This is a genomic window from Phreatobacter sp. AB_2022a, assembly GCF_026847585.1.
GTDB lineage: Bacteria > Pseudomonadota > Alphaproteobacteria > Rhizobiales > Phreatobacteraceae > Phreatobacter.
In genome coordinates this window covers 1-16,652 of the sequence record NZ_JAPSET010000024.1, presented here as the reverse complement: position 1 = coordinate 16,652, position 16,652 = coordinate 1, and the positions used below count along the sequence as shown (strand labels likewise).

19 protein-coding genes are annotated in these 16,652 nt (G+C 68.6%); 12 read left to right on the top strand and 7 right to left on the bottom strand.

The window, feature by feature from the left end; translation table 11 throughout:
* Nucleotides 1-56: 56 nt before the first annotated feature.
* Nucleotides 57-824, top strand: coding sequence for an SDR family NAD(P)-dependent oxidoreductase (locus tag OZ671_RS17885; protein ID WP_038302289.1), 768 nt, complete (start codon nt 57-59; stop codon nt 822-824).
* A gap of 92 nt (nt 825-916) precedes the next feature.
* On the opposite strand, the gene OZ671_RS17880 is transcribed toward OZ671_RS17885, so the two are convergent.
* Entirely contained in the window at nt 917-1,729 is an 813-nt protein-coding gene (locus tag OZ671_RS17880) for a helix-turn-helix domain-containing protein (RefSeq protein ID WP_268861998.1), read from the bottom strand.
* 196 nt (nt 1,730-1,925) lie between these two features.
* Here OZ671_RS17880 and OZ671_RS17875 point away from each other — a divergent pair, with 196 nt between their 5' ends.
* The gene (locus tag OZ671_RS17875) at nt 1,926-2,345 is read left to right on the top strand and encodes a hypothetical protein (protein WP_268861997.1); all 420 of its coding nucleotides are present in this window, start codon (nt 1,926-1,928) and stop codon (nt 2,343-2,345) included.
* 123 nt (nt 2,346-2,468) lie between these two features.
* Here the strand turns inward: OZ671_RS17875 and corA are convergent, their stop codons facing one another.
* Nucleotides 2,469-3,443 (bottom strand): magnesium/cobalt transporter CorA, encoded by a 975-nt coding sequence (gene corA / locus OZ671_RS17870; RefSeq protein ID WP_268861996.1) that lies wholly within the window; start codon nt 3,441-3,443, stop codon nt 2,469-2,471.
* Between the two features lie 187 nt (nt 3,444-3,630).
* Between corA and OZ671_RS17865 the strand changes: the two genes are divergently transcribed.
* Nucleotides 3,631-4,269 carry a LysE/ArgO family amino acid transporter gene (locus OZ671_RS17865; protein WP_268861995.1) on the top strand — a complete coding sequence of 213 codons (639 nt, stop codon included), beginning with the start codon at nt 3,631-3,633 and terminating at the stop codon, nt 4,267-4,269.
* A gap of 146 nt (nt 4,270-4,415) precedes the next feature.
* Here the strand turns inward: OZ671_RS17865 and OZ671_RS17860 are convergent, their stop codons facing one another.
* Complete coding sequence (locus OZ671_RS17860) at nt 4,416-4,595, bottom strand: hypothetical protein (RefSeq protein ID WP_038302282.1); 180 nt, start codon at nt 4,593-4,595, stop codon at nt 4,416-4,418.
* Between the two features lie 325 nt (nt 4,596-4,920).
* Between OZ671_RS17860 and OZ671_RS17855 the strand changes: the two genes are divergently transcribed.
* Complete coding sequence (locus tag OZ671_RS17855; protein WP_038302280.1) at nt 4,921-5,505, top strand: L,D-transpeptidase; 585 nt, start codon at nt 4,921-4,923, stop codon at nt 5,503-5,505.
* 99 nt (nt 5,506-5,604) lie between these two features.
* On the opposite strand, the gene OZ671_RS17850 is transcribed toward OZ671_RS17855, so the two are convergent.
* The gene (locus tag OZ671_RS17850) at nt 5,605-5,733 is read right to left on the bottom strand and encodes a hypothetical protein (RefSeq protein WP_268861994.1); all 129 of its coding nucleotides are present in this window, start codon (nt 5,731-5,733) and stop codon (nt 5,605-5,607) included.
* 272 nt (nt 5,734-6,005) lie between these two features.
* Here OZ671_RS17850 and smc point away from each other — a divergent pair, with 272 nt between their 5' ends.
* The 6 genes from smc to OZ671_RS17820 all read left to right on the top strand — a co-directional run bounded on the left by smc (nt 6,006) and on the right by OZ671_RS17820 (nt 12,312).
* A complete protein-coding gene (smc, locus tag OZ671_RS17845; protein WP_268861993.1) occupies nt 6,006-9,461 on the top strand; it encodes a chromosome segregation protein SMC in 3,456 nt (1,151 codons plus the stop codon).
* 238 nt (nt 9,462-9,699) lie between these two features.
* Entirely contained in the window at nt 9,700-10,059 is a 360-nt protein-coding gene (locus OZ671_RS17840) for an AtpZ/AtpI family protein (protein ID WP_038302265.1), read from the top strand.
* Between the two features lie 70 nt (nt 10,060-10,129).
* Complete coding sequence (locus tag OZ671_RS17835; protein WP_268861992.1) at nt 10,130-10,876, top strand: F0F1 ATP synthase subunit A; 747 nt, start codon at nt 10,130-10,132, stop codon at nt 10,874-10,876.
* A gap of 56 nt (nt 10,877-10,932) precedes the next feature.
* Nucleotides 10,933-11,160 carry a F0F1 ATP synthase subunit C gene (locus tag OZ671_RS17830; RefSeq protein WP_038302261.1) on the top strand — a complete coding sequence of 76 codons (228 nt, stop codon included), beginning with the start codon at nt 10,933-10,935 and terminating at the stop codon, nt 11,158-11,160.
* Between the two features lie 105 nt (nt 11,161-11,265).
* The gene (locus OZ671_RS17825; protein ID WP_268861991.1) at nt 11,266-11,811 is read left to right on the top strand and encodes a F0F1 ATP synthase subunit B; all 546 of its coding nucleotides are present in this window, start codon (nt 11,266-11,268) and stop codon (nt 11,809-11,811) included.
* Between the two features lie 15 nt (nt 11,812-11,826).
* Nucleotides 11,827-12,312, top strand: coding sequence for a F0F1 ATP synthase subunit B family protein (locus OZ671_RS17820; protein ID WP_268861990.1), 486 nt, complete (start codon nt 11,827-11,829; stop codon nt 12,310-12,312).
* A 112-nt stretch (nt 12,313-12,424) separates the two neighbouring features.
* On the opposite strand, the gene OZ671_RS17815 is transcribed toward OZ671_RS17820, so the two are convergent.
* The 3 genes from OZ671_RS17815 to OZ671_RS17805 form a co-directional block, all read right to left on the bottom strand.
* Nucleotides 12,425-13,120, bottom strand: coding sequence for a DsbA family protein (locus OZ671_RS17815; RefSeq protein WP_268861989.1), 696 nt, complete (start codon nt 13,118-13,120; stop codon nt 12,425-12,427).
* A 134-nt stretch (nt 13,121-13,254) separates the two neighbouring features.
* Nucleotides 13,255-13,917 (bottom strand): DsbA family protein, encoded by a 663-nt coding sequence (locus OZ671_RS17810; protein ID WP_268861988.1) that lies wholly within the window; start codon nt 13,915-13,917, stop codon nt 13,255-13,257.
* 93 nt (nt 13,918-14,010) lie between these two features.
* Nucleotides 14,011-14,589: a DUF6101 family protein gene (locus tag OZ671_RS17805; RefSeq protein WP_268861987.1), complete on the bottom strand. Its 579-nt coding sequence runs from the start codon at nt 14,587-14,589 to the stop codon at nt 14,011-14,013.
* A gap of 364 nt (nt 14,590-14,953) precedes the next feature.
* Between OZ671_RS17805 and OZ671_RS17800 the strand changes: the two genes are divergently transcribed.
* Both OZ671_RS17800 and OZ671_RS17795 read left to right on the top strand, forming a co-directional pair.
* Nucleotides 14,954-16,303: a TldD/PmbA family protein gene (locus OZ671_RS17800; RefSeq protein ID WP_268861986.1), complete on the top strand. Its 1,350-nt coding sequence runs from the start codon at nt 14,954-14,956 to the stop codon at nt 16,301-16,303.
* Nucleotides 16,290-16,652 (top strand): inositol monophosphatase family protein (locus OZ671_RS17795; RefSeq protein WP_328286384.1); only part of this gene is annotated, 363 nt, incomplete at its 3' end. The genes OZ671_RS17800 and OZ671_RS17795, both read left to right, overlap by 14 nt.

Below are 16,652 nucleotides of genomic sequence, written 5' to 3'. Positions count from 1 at the left end.
ACGAGATCCATATTGGGGACCGCGCCGGAATGCCGCCCTGCGCATTGCGGAAGCGAATGCCATGCCAGACCCCTGGGGAAGCGATCGTGAACCAGCCTCGTCGAACCCTTCTCCTCACCGGTGCCAGCCGCGGCATCGGCCATGCGACCGTCAAGCGTTTCTCCTCCGCCGGCTGGCGGGTGATCACCTGCTCGCGCCAGGCCTTCCCGGAGAACTGCCCCTGGGAAATGGGGCCCGAGGATCACATCCAGGTCGACCTCGCCGATCCCGCCGACACCGAGCGGGCCATTGACGAGATCCGCAATCGCCTGACCGGCGGCCGGCTGGAGGCGCTCGTCAACAATGCCGGCATTTCGCCCAAGGCCGAGGCCGGCGGCCGGCTCGATTCGCTGCACACCCCGCTCACCGTCTGGCAGCAGGTGTTCCAGGTGAACTTCTTCGCCTCGATCCTGCTCGCCCGCGGCCTGCTTGCCGAGCTGAAGGAGGCCAAGGGCTCGATCGTCAACGTCACCTCGATCGCCGGCTCGCGCGTGCATCCTTTCGCCGGCGCGGCCTATGCCACCTCCAAGGCCGCGCTCGCCGGGCTGACCCGCGAAATGGCGGCCGACTTCGCGCCGCACGGCATTCGGGTCAATGCCATTGCGCCGGGTGAAATCGACACCTCGATCCTGTCGCCGGGCACGGAGAAGATCGTCGAGCAGATTCCCATGCGCCGGCTCGGCACGCCGGACGAGGTCGCCAAGATCATCTATGTCCTGTGCACCGAGACATCGAGCTATCTGAACGGCGCCGAGATCCATATCAATGGCGGCCAGCACGTCTGAGGCGCGCGGCCGGATCCGGACGGCTTTGTCGGGCCCCGGCCGGGCGCGCCTCGAAGCACGGCGAAGCGTCGTGCGGAGCCGATCGGGGTGATCTAGCCTTCCTCGTCCGCGAGTCGGCGCAGGATGTCGCCGGTCGCCTGATCGGCCGGCAGGAAGGCTTCGATCGCGAGCTCCGCCAGTGTCACGTCGACGGGCGTGCCGAACACGGTCGTCGTGCTGACGAAGGCGAGCGGTCCGGCCGCGGTTCTCAGCCGCAGCGGCACGAACAGGTCGTGCGCCTCCTGGCCGCGGCTCTGATGGGGCGGCGCGAGCGGCACCGGATAGCCGGACACCTCGCCGTGCAGCGCCTCCAGGACCGGATCGGCGGTCACCTCGATCTGATGGCGCAGGCGGGCGAGCAGGTGGGCGCGCCACTCGCCGAAATTGTCGATGCGCGGCGCAAGGCCGCGCGGGTGCAGGCTGAGCCGCAGCGCATTGATCGGCGCGGCGACCAGCGCGGCATCGCAGTCTTCCAGGAACGGACCGATGGCATTGTTGGCCGCGACCAGGTTCCAGTGCCGGTCGATGGCGACCGCCGGATAGGGCTCGTGGCCGGCCAGGACGATGTCGATGGCGCGCCGCGCGCTGGCGATCGCGGGATCGTCGAGCCTGCGCTCCGGAAAGATCGGGGCGAACCCCGCCGCCACCAGCAGGACGTTGCGCTCGCGCAGAGGCACGTCGAGCTGTTCGGCCAGATGCAGGATCATCTCGCGGCTCGGCGCCGACCGGCCGGTTTCCACGAAGCTCAGATGGCGTGTCGAGATATTGGCCTCGGTCGCAAGGTCGAGCTGGCTGAGGCGCCGGCGCTGGCGCCATTCGCGCAGATGGTCGCCGACGGGGCGCTGGGCGGTCGAGGCTTGCGGCATGGTGCGGAACTGCGGTTGTCGTCGGGGGTGGCGATGCGTGTCGAGACCCCGACGTTAGCCGCTGCGGGGCGGCGGACCAATGACCTCGGAGGTAATCGACCCGCCTCGCCGGCCTCTGGATGATGGCAATGTCGACGGGCCGCTCGTTCCTGGCCCGGACCCGAACCATCGAAGCCCAGCCCCGAGGACCCTCGCCATGTCGACCATTGCCGCCACCCTGTTCCGCACCTCCGACGCCGCCGTCATGCTGCGCCGCCTCCTCGCCTTCGACGCGGTGACGTCGGGCGCCATGGGCGTTCTCCTGCTGGTCGGCGCCGGTCTGCTCGAGCCGCTGCTCGCCATCCCTGGCGCCTATCTGATGCTGGCCGGCGCGATCCTCGTGCCTTTCGCGCTCGGCGTCGGCCTGGCCGCGGCGCGTCCCGTGCCCAGCCGCGGCGCGGTCTGGACCATTGTCGGCATCAATGCGCTCTGGGTGATCGAAAGCTTCGCCGTGATGCTGTCGGGTGCGATCGGCCCGAGCATGCTCGGCATCGCCTTCGTCACCGCCCAGGCGGTGTTCGTCGCCCTCATCGCCGAATTGCAGGTCGTCGGCCTGAAGTGGCAGGCGCGCGGCTGACGCCGTCGCGGAGATCCCGGAGAAGGGGCCGGTCGTCTGCCGGCCCTTTTCCGTTCGCAGGCGAGCCGCGCATCGAGCGCGGGCGGATGTCCGGTGGAGCGGCCGTGCGGGCCGCGTCAGGCCCTACAGCCAGCCCTTCTTGCGGAACCACCAATAGGGCACGACGCCCGACAGGATCATCAGGATCAGGGCCATGGGATAGCCGAAGTCCCAGCCGAGCTCGGGCATGGCCTTGAAGTTCATGCCGTAGATGGTGCCGACCAGGGTCGGCGGCATGAACACCACCGAGAGCACCGCAAAGATCTTGACGATGTTGTTCTGCTCGATGCCGATGAGGCCGAGCACCGCGTCGAGCAGGAAGGTGATCTTGGCGGCGAGCGAATCGCAGTGCTGGGTCAGCGATTCGGCGTCGCGGCTCTGGCTCTTCAGCAGCGCCCGGACCTCCTTCGACACCTTGCTGCCTTCGATCTCGGTCGCCAGGAACAGGACGAGGCGGTTGATCGAGACGAGGCTTTCGCGCGCTTTCGAGACGAGCTCGCCCTTGGTGCCGAGCGTCTGCAGCACGTCCTGGAAGGTCTCGGATGCGCCGCGCGCGCCGTGGCCGCCGCTGAAGATGCGGCTCGAAGCCTGCTCGATCTCCTCGCCGACGCGTTCCAGGATGTCGGCGATCCGGTCGACGATGGTGTCGAGCAGGCCGGTCATGATCGCTTCCGGGCTCGCCTGCAGAGAGCCCGGCTTCTGCGACCGGTTGAGGAACAGGTTGATCGGTTTCGGCGTGTCGTAGCGCACGGTGATCAGCCGGGTCGGCGACAGCACGAAGGAGATCTGGGTGAGCTTCGGCGCGCCGAGCTCGGTGTTGCAGAGCAGCGTCGCGGTCATGTAGCGCACGCCATGGTCGACATAGAGCCGGCTCGACGGCTCGATCTCCAGCATTTCCTCGCGCGTCGGGATCTCGATGCCGAGGCATTTTTCCAGGAGCTTGTCCTCGCCCTGGACCGGCTGCAGCAGGTCGACCCATTTGACGTTGGCCGGGACCGCATCGGGCGTCGTGTCGATCCGGACGAGAGCCTCGTTCTCGACGGCATAGGCATTAAACATGGCTCAAGCTCCGAATGGCACGCCGGGGCGTCCCGCCTTGCTGTTCCCGGCCTAGCCCAATTCGTGCCGGCCTGGAAAGCCGGCCGCGACAAGAAGGCCAGACCATGACGCGGCCATGACAAGGATGCCGGCAAATGGATTGGCCGCCGATCTTGCCCGCGGCCGGCCGGCGGCCTAATCCCGGCGCATGGATCAGGCCTATCCCTTCCTGCAGGCGGCGCTCGCCGGTCTTCTCGTCGGCGCCGGCCTGATCGTCGCGATCGGCGCTCAGAACGCCTTCGTGCTGCGGCAGGGCCTGATCCGCCGGCACGTCCTGGCGGTGACGACGGTTTGTGCGCTGTCCGACGCGATCCTGATCGCGGCGGGCGTCGCCGGGCTCGGGACGCTGGTCCGGGCGACGCCCGGCCTTCTGACGGTCGCCACGCTCGGCGGCGCCGCGTTCCTCGCCGCCTATGGCTGGCTCGCCGCCCGCCGCGCCTTCAAGCCCGGCGCGCTGGTCGCGGCGGCCGGCCAGGCCGGCGATCTCAGGGCGACGCTTGCCGCGGCGCTCGCCTTCACCTGGCTCAATCCGCATGTCTATCTCGATACCGTCGTGCTGGTCGGCAGTCTGTCGGCCCGCTTTGCCGGCGCCGAAAGGCTGGCCTTCGCCGGCGGCGCCATGACCGCCTCGGCGGTCTGGTTCTACGCCCTCGGCTTCGGCGCTCGCCTGCTCGCGCCGGTTTTCGCGCGGCCGGTCGCCTGGCGCATTCTCGACGGGCTGATCGCCTGCGTCATGTGGGCGATCGCCCTCGGCCTCGTCTCGGCCTGGCTCGAGGGCCGGCCCTGAAAAGGCGGTCATGAAAAAAAGGCCGGTCCAGAGGACCGGCCTTGAAGTGATTCAGGAGAGGCTAAAGGAGGTAGTCATGAAGACCGGTCGGAACCGGCTCTCATGGAGACCGAACCCATGACGGTCGCCCGTGACGGCCGCAAAGGTCAGTCGACGAACTCTTCGATCGGCCGGTGAGCCGGTCTTGCCGGCACCTTGGATCTTGAGGGCTTCGTCAGGGCTGCGGCTGCCGATACGGCGGGGATACCGATCCGGCGATAGTGCGCGGCGAGCGGGTCGCCGGATGTTTCGGCAGCGACGGTGACGGCCGTCGGGGCGAAGGTCATAGGTCTGATCTCCAAAGGCACCGGGCGGGCTTGCATAGGGCTCGCGTCGGCTGGAGAGAGAGTTAAGCGTGCGGTGCGGCAGCCATTGGTTCCGATCGTGGAAGGATCGTGGCGGCGAACGGCTCTCTTTACGACCGGCAGTTCGCGGGTGCCGTGGCACGTCATGGCAGAAATGCAACAGAGATGCGCATTTTGCCACGGCTCCACGCGCGGGCACGTTGACCAAAAGTCATGTCTTCGCCACAAGACTTACAAAGCAATTCACAAGAGTTCCCTGGACCCCCTCGCCATCCGGCGACCCAGGGCATTGGAAAAGGACCTGGGCATGCGGTGGGGTATCCTCGCGCTGGCGGCCGTGGCGCTTGCCGGCTGCAACAATCAGACGGTGAATGCCGTCAGGCCGGTGTCCGAGCGGGACGCCACCTTGATGGCGCAGGGCCCGCAGGTCGAGATGGACTACTGGCGCATGCCGCTGCGCGTGCCTTATCGCACCCAGGAAGCGCCGGGCACGATCATCGTCGAGACCGCCTCCAAGCATCTGTTCCTGGTCGAGGAAGGCGGCACGGCCATCCGTTATCAGGTCGCCGTCGGCAACGAGGCGTTCGGCTGGACCGGCACGGCGACCATCCAGCGCAAGGCCGAGTGGCCGAGCTGGACGCCGCCAGCGGAAATGCGCCGCCGCTGGCCGCAGCTGCCGGCCTTCATGGAGGGCGGACCGCAGAATCCGATGGGCTCGCGCGCGCTCTATCTCTATCAGAACGGTCGCGACACGCTCTACCGCATCCACGGCACCAATTCGCCGCTGCAGATCGGCGAGGCCGTCTCGTCGGGCTGCATCCGCATGCACAACGAGCATGCGATCGACCTGTTCAACCGCGTCCCGGTCGGTACCCGCGTGATCGTGCGCTGAGGCGCCCGCGCCGCGGAGCCGGCCGTGCGGCCGGGGCCTGCTCGGATCTCCGGAACGACAAAAGGCGGCGCGAGCCGCCTTTTTTGCATTCCGCGCCGGTCAGGAGCCGGTCTTGGCCGTCTTCTGCGTGCCGATCGCGCCGGCCACCGCCTTGATGGCAACCTTGCCGTAGCGGTCTTCCAGCTTGACGCTGCCTTGCGGCTGCGTCCGCGGGGTCTTCGAAACCATCGTTTCCTCCTGAACGGTTCGTCCGTTCCTGCGTTTGTCACGCAAATGTAACACGATCGTGCCGCCGCATCGAAGGGGGCAGTCGTGCGACGCAACATCGGCGGCTGCGCCACAGCACGACGACCCAGGCTGGCACGCGGTCGTCATCACCAACATCTTGCGGGGTCCACAGGATTGTAACGCTAGATATGGCGCGCCCCGATGAATCGTGGCAGGTTGGACGCCCACCCGAAACCGATCCAGCGAAGTGATCGTAGCGAGTCCTGGGACCCATGAAGTTCTCGCGCTTGCGCATTCTCGGCTTCAAGACCTTCGTCGAGCCGATGGAATTCCTGATCGAGCCGGGCCTGACCGGTGTGGTCGGGCCGAACGGCTGCGGCAAGTCGAACCTCGTCGAGGCGCTGCGCTGGGTGATGGGCGAGAATTCGTTCAAGAACATGCGCGCGTCCGGCATGGACGACGTGATCTTTTCCGGTTCGGGCAACCGGCCGGCGCGCAACACGGCGGAAGTGACGCTCACCGTCGACAACAGCCAGCGCCTGGCGCCAGCCCAGTTCAACGACAACGACACGCTGGAAGTCTCGCGCCGCATCGAGCGCGAGGCGGGCTCGATCTACAAGATCAACGGCCGCGAGGTGCGCGCCCGTGACGTGCAGATCCTGTTCGCCGACGCCTCCACCGGCGCGCGCTCACCGGCGCTGGTCCGCCAGGGTCAGATCAGCGAGATCATCAACGCCAAGCCCCAGTCGCGCCGTCGCATTCTGGAAGAGGCGGCCGGCATTGCCGGCCTCTATGCCCGACGGCACGAGGCCGAGACGCGCCTGAAGGCGGCCGAGACCAATCTCGAGCGGCTGGAAGTGGTGATTGCCCAGATCGAGGGCCAGCTCGACAATCTGAAGCGCCAGGCGCGTCAGGCGATCCGTTATCGCGGCCTCTCGGCGGATATCCGCAAGGCCGAGGCGACGCTGGTCTTCCTGAAGTTCCGCGAGGCGGGCGAAGCGGTGCGCGAGGCCTCGCGCCTGGTCGAGACCGAGACGCGGCTGGTGGCCGAGCGCACCACCGGCCAGGCCGAAGCCGCGAAGATGCAGGCGATCGCCGCCCATCAGCTGCCGGCCCTGCGCGACGAGGCCGCCAAGGCGGCCGCGGCCCTGCAGCGCCTGGTTCTGGCACGCGACCAGCTCGACGGCGAGGAGCGGCGGGCGCGCGAGCGCATGGCCGAGCTCGAGCGGCGCGTCGCCCAGCTCGACGGCGATATCGCCCGCGAGAAGGCGCTCGGCGCCGATGCCGACGGCGTGCTGGCCCGGCTCGCCAACGAGGAACAGGACCTGCGCGAGGCCGTCGAGGGCGCGCGCGAGGCCGGGGAGGAGGCGGCCGAGCAGGTCGCCGGCGCCGAGGCGACGCTCGCCGGCAGCGAAAAGGCCTTTGCCGACGCCACCGCCGCGCTGGCCGGGGCGGTCGCCCGGCGCACCGAGCTCGAGCGCGCGATCCGTGATGTTTCCGACCGGCTGGTGCGACTGGAGGCCCAGCGCGCCGAGATCGAGGCGGAAACCTCGAAGCTCGAGGCCAGTTCCGATCATGCCGCGCGCCTCGAGGCCCTGAAGGTGCAGCTCGAGGCAGCCTCCGCCGCGCTGGTCGAGGCCGAGGCCGAGGCTGTCGAAGCCGAGCAGGCCCATGCCGAGGCCCGCGACCTCGAAGCCGAGGCGCGCCGGCCGCTCGCCGATGCCGAGCGCCAGGTGCAGCATCTCGACACCGAGGCGCGCACCCTCGCCAAGGTGCTGAATGTCGCCCATGACTCGGCCTTCCCGCCGGTGCTGGAGGCGATCCGGGTCGCCAAGGGGTACGAAACCGCGCTCGGCGCGGCCCTCGGCGACGATCTCGACGCGCCGACGGCGGCCGATTCGCCGCAGCGCTGGGGTGGCGCGGACGCGACCGGCGATGCCGCCCTGCCGGCCGGCGTCGAGCCGCTCGCCGCCCATGTCGACGCACCGCCCGAGCTCGCCCGCCGTCTCGCCCAGATCGGCGTCGTCGCCAAGGCCGACGGCGCCCAGCTCGCCAAGTCCCTGCTGCCCGGCCAGCGCCTGGTGTCCAGGGACGGCGACCTCTGGCGCTGGGACGGTTTCGTGGTGGCGGCCAATGCGCCGACCGCCGCCGCGCGGCGGCTTGCCGAACGCAACCGCCTCGGCGACATCGAAAAGGATCTCGTCGCCGCCCGCGAAACCGTCGTGACCCTGAAGGCCGCGGTCGAGGAGGCGGTCGGCGCGGTGAAGATGTCGGCCCAGCGCGAGCAGGCCGCCCGCGACGGCTGGCGCGCCGCCCAGCGCGCCGCCGACGGCATGCGCGACCAGCTTGCCGGCGCCGAGCGCGCCGCGGCCGGCATCGTGACGCGGCTCGCGACCCTCGCCGAGGCGCGGGCGCGCCTGTCGGCCAGCATCGAGGAGGCGGCGACCGTCAAGGACGACGCCGTGCGCGCCTTCGACAATCTCGACCGGCTCGACCATCTGGAGAAGGCGCTCGGCGAGACCCGTACCGAGGTCGCCCAGCATCGCGCGGTGCTGGCCGAGGCCCGGGCCTATGCCCAGGGCCTCGCGCGCGAAGCGGAAATGCGCACCCGCCGGCTTGGCGACATCATGACCGACCGCAAGGCCTGGCTCGACCGTCAGGCCAATTCCGGCCGCCAGATCGCCGATCTCGAGCGCCGTCTGGGCGAGGCGCGGGAGGAGGCCCAGACCCTCGCCGACGCGCCCGACACCTTCGTCGAGCAGCGCCGGTCGCTGATCGGCCGCATCCAGGACGCCGAAGCCGCCCAGAAGACCGCCGCCGACCGGCTGACGGCCGGCGAAACGACGCTCGCCGAGGCCGACAGGGCGGCCCGCTCCGCGCTCGATTCCATGGCCGGCGCGCGCGAGGCGCTGGTGCGCGCCGAGGGCCGGCACGAGGCGGCCCAGACGCGCATGCGCGAGCTCGAGCAGGAGATCGTCGAGAAATTCGATTCTCCGCCGGCGGCGCTCGCCAAGATCGCCGAGCTCGCGCCGGAAGCCGAGCTGCCGCCGGCCCGCGACCTGGAGGAGGCGCTCGACCGGCTGAAGCGCGAGCGGGAAAAGCTGGGCGGCGTCAATCTGCGCGCCGACGACGAGCTGACCGAGATCCAGACCCAGTACGACGGCATGACGCGCGAACGGGACGACCTGGTCGAGGCGATCAAGAAGCTCAGGGCCGGTATCGGTTCGCTCAACCGCGAAGGCCGCGAGCGCCTGCTCGCCTCCTTCGCCATGGTCAACGAGAACTTCCAGCGGCTGTTCACCACCCTGTTCGGTGGCGGCACGGCCGAGCTGCAGCTGATCGAATCCGACGATCCGCTCGAAGCCGGTCTCGACATTCTCGCCCGCCCGCCGGGCAAGAAGCCGCAGACCCTGTCGCTGCTGTCCGGCGGCGAGCAGGCGCTGACGGCGATTGCGCTGATCTTCGCGGTGTTCCTGACCAATCCGGCGCCGATCTGCGTGCTCGACGAGGTCGACGCGCCGCTCGACGATGCCAATGTCGAGCGCTACTGCGATCTCCTGCAGGAGATGGCGCGCACGACGCAGACGCGCTTCGTCGTCATCACGCACAACCCGATCACCATGGCGCGGATGAACCGGCTGTTCGGCGTGACCATGGCCGAACGCGGCATCTCGACCCTGGTCAGCGTCAATCTCGATCGCGCCGAGCAATTGATCGCGGCGGAATGACCGGGGCGAAGCGGCGGCCGCGGTCGTGCGGCCGACTGTCGCTCGATGGCGCAAGGGTGATAGTCCGAACCGGCGACAACGGAAAAATGAACAAGGAATCAGCGAGTTAGGCTGAAATTGCCAATCCTTGACACAGTTTCGCCCCGTCACTATAGGTGTCCGCGGCTTACGGGGGGTGGCAGACCGGCGTCCTTCCGTGGTTTTGCGACATCCGACCGGGCCGGCCGTGGAGGCTGGAATGGCAGCGGAGGAGCGGAACGACGGATCGGCAGGCGGGCGGTCGTCCGAAGAGGCCGACCTCGACGCGCGTCGCCGTGCGCTCGGATCCAGGCTCGAAGCTCTCGAGCAGAAGCGAACCGAGGCGCGCGGCCAAGCCGGCCGGACGGGTTCCGATACGTCGGGCATGGGACGCGGCTTCCGCTACTCTGCCGATTTCGTCTCGGCGGTGCTGGTGGGTTCGGGCCTGGGATGGTTGTTCGACCATTTCGCTGGCACGCGACCCTGGGGTCTGATTGTTTTCGTCGTGCTCGGCTTCGCCGCGGGGGTGATCACCCTCCTAAGGCTCGCCGAACGCGAAAGCCGGCAGGGCGATCGCTAGAGCGCGCAGCCGGTTCGCCGCGGGGTTCGGCCTCGCGACCGTGGCATGAAGAACTTGGAGCAGCCGACAAATGGCGAGCCCGATCGCACAATTCGAGATCAAGCCGCTCGTTACCCTCGGCAAGATCGGTGAGTCCCCGATCGCCTTCACCAATTCCGCAGCCTTCATGGCGATCACCGTCGCGGTGATCATCGGCTTCCTGTTCCTGTCTACCCGCGGGCGCTCGCTGGTGCCGTCGAGGTGGCAGTCGCTGGCCGAGATATCCTACGAATTTGTCGCCAATACGGTGCGACAATCGGCCGGCAACGAAGGCATGAAGTTCTTCCCGCTGGTCTTCTCGCTCTTCATGTTCGTGCTGGTCGCCAACCTGATCGGCCTCATCCCCGGCACCTTCACCGTCACCAGTCACATCATCGTCACCTTCCTGCTGGCGATGTTGGTGTTCCTCACCGTGGTGATCTACGGCTTCGCCGCGCACGGCGCCCATTTCTTCCACCTCTTCGTACCCTCGGGCGTTCCCGGCTACGTGCTGCCGCTGGTCGTCGTCATCGAGGTCATTTCGTTCCTGTCGCGGCCGATCTCGCTGTCGGTTCGTCTTTTCGCCAACATGCTGGCCGGCCACATCGCGCTGAAGATCTTCGCGGGCTTCGTCGCCTCCATGCTCGGCGCCGGCATCTGGGCCATCTTCTCGCCGCTGCCCCTGGCGCTGGCGGTCGGCCTCACCGCGCTGGAACTGCTCGTCGCTTTCCTGCAGGCCTATGTCTTCACCATCCTGACCTGCATCTACCTGAACGACGCGCTGCATCCGGGCCACTGATCCGGCGGCGGCGTTTCTCTCCCACATCCTCTTTACCGGCACTCAAGGAGTTCATCATGGATCCGGTTGCAGCTAAGTATCTCGGCGCGGGCCTGGCCTGCATCGGCATGGCCGGCGCCGCCGTCGGCGTGGGCAACATCTTCGGCCAGTTCCTCTCGGGCGCGCTGCGCAATCCGAGCGCTGCCGACGGCCAGTTCCCCCGCCTGATCTTCGGCTTCGCCGTGACCGAAGCGCTCGGCATCTTCTCGCTGCTGATCGCGCTGCTGCTGCTCTTCGCAGTCTGATACGAGCCGGTCGGGCGGCGCTCCAGCCGCCTTCTAGATCCGGGGGCCTCGACGTGACCAACGTCGGGCCCTCTCGGCTTGCATCAAGATCCCTAAAGGTCGGCCATGGCTTCTCCCACCACAACCGGAACCACCGTGCCGCATGACGCGCATGGCAGCGTCGGGTTCCCGCCCTTCCAGGGCGACACCTTCCTGTCGCAGATCCTGTGGCTGGTGATCACGTTCGGCCTGCTCTACTGGCTGCTCTCCAAGATGATCCTGCCGCGCATCGGCAGTATCCTGGAGGAGCGCGGCGAGCGCATCGCGCGCGACCTCGCCGAGGCCCAGCGCCTCAAGGCGGAATCGGAGGCTGCCGGCGCGGCCTACGAGAAATCGCTGGGCGATGCCCGCAACAATGCCCAGGCGATCGCCGCCGAAACCCACGCCAAGGTTGCCGCCGAGGCTGAGGCGACGCGCAAGAGCCTGGAAGCCGAGCTCGGCGCCAAGCTCACGGCCGCCGAGGCCCAGATCGCGGAATCCAAGGCAAAGGCCATGGCCAATGTCCGCGGCATCGCGATCGAGACCGCCCCGAGCATCGTCGCCCAGCTCACCGGCCAGACGCCGGCGCAGGCCGATGTCGAAAAGGCGGTCGATGCGGCCCTGAAGAACTGAGGAAAGGGCCCTATCATGCTTTTCGCAGCTGAAACCTGGGTTGCCGTCGCCTTCCTGATCTTCGTCGGCATCCTCGCCTATTTCGGTGTCCATCGGACCGTGCTCAACGCCATCGACGAGCGCGGCCGCAAGATCGAGGGGGAACTCGCCGAGGCCAAGCGCCTGCGCGAGGAAGCCCAGGCGATCGTCGCCGACTACAAGGCCAAGCAGGCCGCCGCCGAAAAGGAGGCGGTCGAGATCGTCGCCGCCGCCAAGGCGGATGCCGAGCGCCTGGCCACCGAAGCCAAGACCAAGGTCGAGGACTTCGTCGCCCGCCGCACCAAGATGGCCGAGGCCAAGATCGCCCAGGCGGAAGCCCAGGCGGTGGCCGAGGTCCGTTCGGCTGCGGCCGATGTGGCAACCGCGGCAGCCGGTTCCGTGCTTGCCGACATCGCCAAGGGCGCCGGCGGCAGCGACCTGATCAAGGCCGGCATCGCCGAGGTCAAGGCGAAGCTCAACTGAGCGAGGGCCTGGCGGGCCTGCCCGCACCGACAACAAAAAGGCCGCCGGGTGTCCCGGCGGCCTTTTTGTTTCTGGCGAGAGGGCCGCGCCTTGCGGCCCCGGCACGGCCGGGTCAGGCCGGCAGCAGCGGCGTGATGATCTTCTCGAACTCTTCCAGCGGCTGGGCGCCCAGCACCCGCTTGCCGTTGACGAAGAAGGTCGGGGTTGATTCGACGCCGAAGGCATTGGCGGCACGGTCGCGCGCCGCGTTCAGCGCGTCGAGGATCGGCTGGTTGTTGAGGCAGGCCTCGAAGGCGGCCTGGGTGAAGCCGGCCTGGCGGGTGATGTTGGTGACGGCGGTCAGCGGATCGTTGGTGAAGGCCCACTGGCGCTGGTCCTTGAAGAACACGCTCACCAGCGCGAAATAGCGGGCCTGATCGCCGCTCGACTTGCCGTCGGCGCCGAGCGCGCAGCGCGACAGCATATAGACGGCGGTGTCGAGCTGGTTCAGCGGGAATTCGCGGAACACCAGCTTGACCTTGCCGGTGTCGATATATTTTTCCTTCAGGCCCGGCAGGATGGTGTTGTGGAAGTTGGCGCAGTGGCCGCAGGTCAGCGAGGCGTATTCGACGATCGTGACCGGGGCGTCTTCCTTGCCCAGCACGCAGTCGCCGAGCGGGCCGGGCTTCATCAGCTCGGCGACGTCGACGGTCTCGGCGGCCGAGCGCCGGGGTGCCTGGGCCAAGGCGGGACCGGCAAGGCCCGCCGCCGCGCCGATCAGCGCGAGGCTGGCCGCCCCCTCGAGAAGTTCCCTGCGCGACAACGCCATGTGGTTTGTTCCTTATTGCCCAGCAAATGGTCGATCAAGGCCAATACCTGTCGCCTCCGACCGTGGCAACAGGACGGCTTCGGCTTGCCCGCACCGTGACGGTCACGCTTGCGCGAGACCGCGGGCGGCCACGTTCACAAGAGCGTGCCGATCAGCGCGGCGAGATCGGCGTCGGAGCCGGTCGCCCGCCGGCCGTTGACGAAGAAGGTCGGCGTCGAGTTGACGCCGAACTCGCTCGCCGCCCGGTCGCGGCTGTGCAGCACGGCATCGAGGATCGCCTGGTCCCTGAGGCATTGTTCGAGATCGGCCCGCGCATAGCCGGCCTCGGCGGCGATGTCGGCGAGGGCGACGATCGGATTGCTGGCGGTGGCCCATTCGCGCTGCCTGCGGAACAGCGCATCGAGATAGACGAAATAGCGTTCCTGATTGCCGAGCGCCCGGCCGGCACCGAGCGTGCAGCGCGCGAAGATATAGGCGGCGACGTCGAGCTGGTTCAGCGGGAACTCGCGAAACACCAGCCGCATATGGCCCCGGTCGATATATTTATTCTTCAGGGCCGGCAGGGTTGCAGTGTGGAAGCGCGCGCAGTGCGGGCAGGTGACGGAGGCATATTCGACCACCGTGACCGGTGCGTCGGGCGCTCCGAGCACGCAATCGCCGAGCGGGCCGGGCTGCATCAGCTGCGTGACGTCGACGGTTTCCGCCGCGGCCTGGCCGAAGGCGGCCCCCGCCGTGCCGGCCAGTCCCGCGGCGAGCGCCGCTCCGGCCACGCCGAGGCCGCGTCGGGTCAAGGGCATCTGTCGGGTTCTCCGGAGCGCCGCCGCGGCGCCCGCCGTGCCGAATGTGGCAAGGTCGTCCCCGTCGTGCAATGCACGCCGAGGCTTCGGCCGTCACGACCGCGCGATGATCTCGCGCTCCCGGTGCACGGCCCGCCCCTGCACGGCGCCGCCGGCCTTGCGGCGCATCAGCGCCATCGGGCGCCGGCTGCGCAGCGCCGAATGCCGGCGCCGGCGCGGCCCTGGCCGGCCGATCAGCACCTGGCCGAGCCGGTCGAAGGCATCCTGCACCGAGCCGTCGGGCTGGACCACGAGCAGCGGCAGGCCGAGACGCCGGCCCCAGAGCTGCCATTCGGCGACCACTTCGGTGTCGTCGGCGGCGACGAACAGCGGCACGTTGAGGCTGGCATCGGCATGGACGAGCACCACTTCCACCCGGTCGGTGCCGGGCTCGGCGCCCTCGCCGACGCTGACCGCGACACCCTGATAGGCGGTGAAGGGCAGGTTCAGCTTCATCCTGGCGCCGCCTACGGTGCGGCGGATGATCAGGCCGTCGTGAAACAGGTCCACCGCTCGCTTGCCGCCGTCGGCGCCCGCATCGGGCATCAGGTAACGGACCGGCAGGCTGGCGGGATCGAGGCGGAGGGCCTCGATCCCGGCGGGTGCGCTCCTCAATTCGGTTTGACGCGACACGTGCATGCTCCCTGGGGTCTTCGGCTGTTTGCACCAGCTCTCGCCCCGTCGTTGGCCTGACTGTCGCAGCATTTCTTGTCGGTCCGCTTAAGCGGAACGGTTAAGCGGTGCTCAATTGAATCGTAGAAATCCGCGATGTCTGCCTATGCTTGAGAAAGCCTTGGCACGACTGCTTATCGAGTGCTTGCGGCACGTGCTTTCGCAAAGGTTCAGCGCCAGGATGAATCGTTCATGACCAGGGCCGCGACAATTCGACTTGTCGTCCGCCTCGCGCGATCGTGCGGATGCCGCCGCGATGCCGCCTTGAATCGGCGCGCGCGCGTCCCTACACGAGGACCATTGCCTCGATGGTCATAGGCCCTTCATGTCCGATCTCCTCGATACCCGCATTCTGATCGACCAGGCACATCGGCTGGCTGCAGCGGCGCGCCAGGCCGGCGCCGACGCCTGCGACGTGGTGGCGGTGCGCGGCATGTCGCTCAGCGTGCAGCTCCGTGAAGGCAAGGTCGAAGGCACCGAACGGTCCGAGGGCGACGATATCGGCCTGCGGGTCTTCGTCGGCCGGCGCTCGGCCTCGGTCTCCTCGAACGATCCGCGCGAGGATGTTGCGGCGCTCGCCGAACGGGCGGTCGCCATCGCTCGCGCAACGCCGGAAGATCCGGTGGCGGGGCTTGCCGATCCGGCGGATCTCGCCCGCGGCTGGGAGGATCTCGACCTGCTCGACCCGAACCTTGCGAGCGTCGGCGAGCTCGAGGAGCTAGCGCGCCGGGCCGAGGCTGCGGCGCTCGGCGTTGCCGGGGTGAGCAGGTCCGGCGGCGCGGCAGCCGGCACCGGCCTCGGCGGCTTCGCGCTGGTCACCTCGACGGGTTTCGAAGGCGCGGTGCTCTATTCCAACACCTCGTTCCAGGTCACCGCCATTGCCGGCGAGGGCACCGGTATGGAACGCGACAGCGACTATTCGGTCGTCTGCCATCGGAATGATCTCGAGACGCCCGAGGCGATCGGTGCGAGCGCCGGCGAGCGCGCCGTCAAGCGCCTCAATCCACGCAAGGTCGAGACGCGCAAGGTGCCGGTGGTGTTCGATCCGCGGATGGCCGCGAGCCTTGCCGGCCACCTCGCCGCCGCCGTCAACGGCCAGTCGATCGCCCGCAAGACGTCGTTCCTGCGCGACCGGCTCGGCGAGCGCCTGTTCAAGTCCGGCGTCGCCATCATCGACGACCCGACCCGCCGGCGCGGACTCGCCTCCCGGCCCTTCGACGGCGAGGGCGTTGCAGCGCGCCGGCTGGCACTGGTCGAGGACGGCGTTCTGAAGAGCTGGGTGCTCGACACGACCACCGCCCGCGAGCTCGGGCTGAAGACCACCGGCCATGCAAGCCGCGGCGTCGGCGGCGCGCCGAGCCCGGGCACCACCAATCTGCATCTCGCCGCGGGCACCGAGACGCGCGCGGCGCTGATCGGCGCGGTCAAGGATGGGCTCTATGTCACCGACATGATCGGCAGCGGCGTCAACATGGTGACCGGCGACTATTCGCGCGGCTGTTCCGGCTTCTGGATCGAGAACGGCGAGCTGACCTATCCGGTGGCCGAGATCACCATTGCCGGCAACCTCGCCGACATCTTCCTCAACATGACGCCCGCCGACGACCTGTCGTTCCGTCACTATGTCAACGCGCCGACGGTGCTCGTCGAAGGCCTGACCGTTGCCGGACGCTGAGGATCTGGTTCTGCGCGACCTCGTGGCGGCGCTCGCCGAGGAGGCGGGCCGCATGGCGCTCGACTATGCCAGGCGGGGCGTGAAGACCTGGACCAAGGGCCATTCCTCGCCGGTGACGGAGGCCGACATCGCCATCGACCGCTTCCTGAAGGAGCGGCTCGGCGCGGCCCGGCCGGATTTCGGCTGGCTGTCGGAGGAAACCGCCGACGATCCCGCCCGCCTGGCCCGGCGCGAGGTGTTCATCGTCGATCCGATCGACGGTACCCGCGCCTTTGCCGGCGGCCTGCCGGACTGGACCATATCGATCGCCGTCGTGCGCGACGGCCGGCCGGTGGCGGCGGCGCTGGCC

Excerpts from the sequence above, each read along its gene's own strand:
- OZ671_RS17885 (WP_038302289.1), top strand. The coding sequence starts at position 57 with ATGCCATGCCAGACCCCTGGGGAAGCGATCGTGAACCAGCCTCGTCGA.
- OZ671_RS17880 (WP_268861998.1), bottom strand. The coding sequence starts at position 1,729 with ATGCCGCAAGCCTCGACCGCCCAGCGCCCCGTCGGCGACCATCTGCGC.
- OZ671_RS17875 (WP_268861997.1), top strand. The coding sequence starts at position 1,926 with ATGTCGACCATTGCCGCCACCCTGTTCCGCACCTCCGACGCCGCCGTC.
- corA (WP_268861996.1), bottom strand. The coding sequence starts at position 3,443 with ATGTTTAATGCCTATGCCGTCGAGAACGAGGCTCTCGTCCGGATCGAC.
- OZ671_RS17865 (WP_268861995.1), top strand. The coding sequence starts at position 3,631 with ATGGATCAGGCCTATCCCTTCCTGCAGGCGGCGCTCGCCGGTCTTCTC.
- OZ671_RS17860 (WP_038302282.1), bottom strand. The coding sequence starts at position 4,595 with ATGACCTTCGCCCCGACGGCCGTCACCGTCGCTGCCGAAACATCCGGC.
- OZ671_RS17855 (WP_038302280.1), top strand. The coding sequence starts at position 4,921 with ATGCGGTGGGGTATCCTCGCGCTGGCGGCCGTGGCGCTTGCCGGCTGC.
- OZ671_RS17850 (WP_268861994.1), bottom strand. The coding sequence starts at position 5,733 with ATGGTTTCGAAGACCCCGCGGACGCAGCCGCAAGGCAGCGTCAAGCTG.
- smc (WP_268861993.1), top strand. The coding sequence starts at position 6,006 with ATGAAGTTCTCGCGCTTGCGCATTCTCGGCTTCAAGACCTTCGTCGAG.
- OZ671_RS17840 (WP_038302265.1), top strand. The coding sequence starts at position 9,700 with ATGGCAGCGGAGGAGCGGAACGACGGATCGGCAGGCGGGCGGTCGTCC.
- OZ671_RS17835 (WP_268861992.1), top strand. The coding sequence starts at position 10,130 with ATGGCGAGCCCGATCGCACAATTCGAGATCAAGCCGCTCGTTACCCTC.
- OZ671_RS17830 (WP_038302261.1), top strand. The coding sequence starts at position 10,933 with ATGGATCCGGTTGCAGCTAAGTATCTCGGCGCGGGCCTGGCCTGCATC.
- OZ671_RS17825 (WP_268861991.1), top strand. The coding sequence starts at position 11,266 with ATGGCTTCTCCCACCACAACCGGAACCACCGTGCCGCATGACGCGCAT.
- OZ671_RS17820 (WP_268861990.1), top strand. The coding sequence starts at position 11,827 with ATGCTTTTCGCAGCTGAAACCTGGGTTGCCGTCGCCTTCCTGATCTTC.
- OZ671_RS17815 (WP_268861989.1), bottom strand. The coding sequence starts at position 13,120 with ATGGCGTTGTCGCGCAGGGAACTTCTCGAGGGGGCGGCCAGCCTCGCG.
- OZ671_RS17810 (WP_268861988.1), bottom strand. The coding sequence starts at position 13,917 with ATGCCCTTGACCCGACGCGGCCTCGGCGTGGCCGGAGCGGCGCTCGCC.
- OZ671_RS17800 (WP_268861986.1), top strand. The coding sequence starts at position 14,954 with ATGTCCGATCTCCTCGATACCCGCATTCTGATCGACCAGGCACATCGG.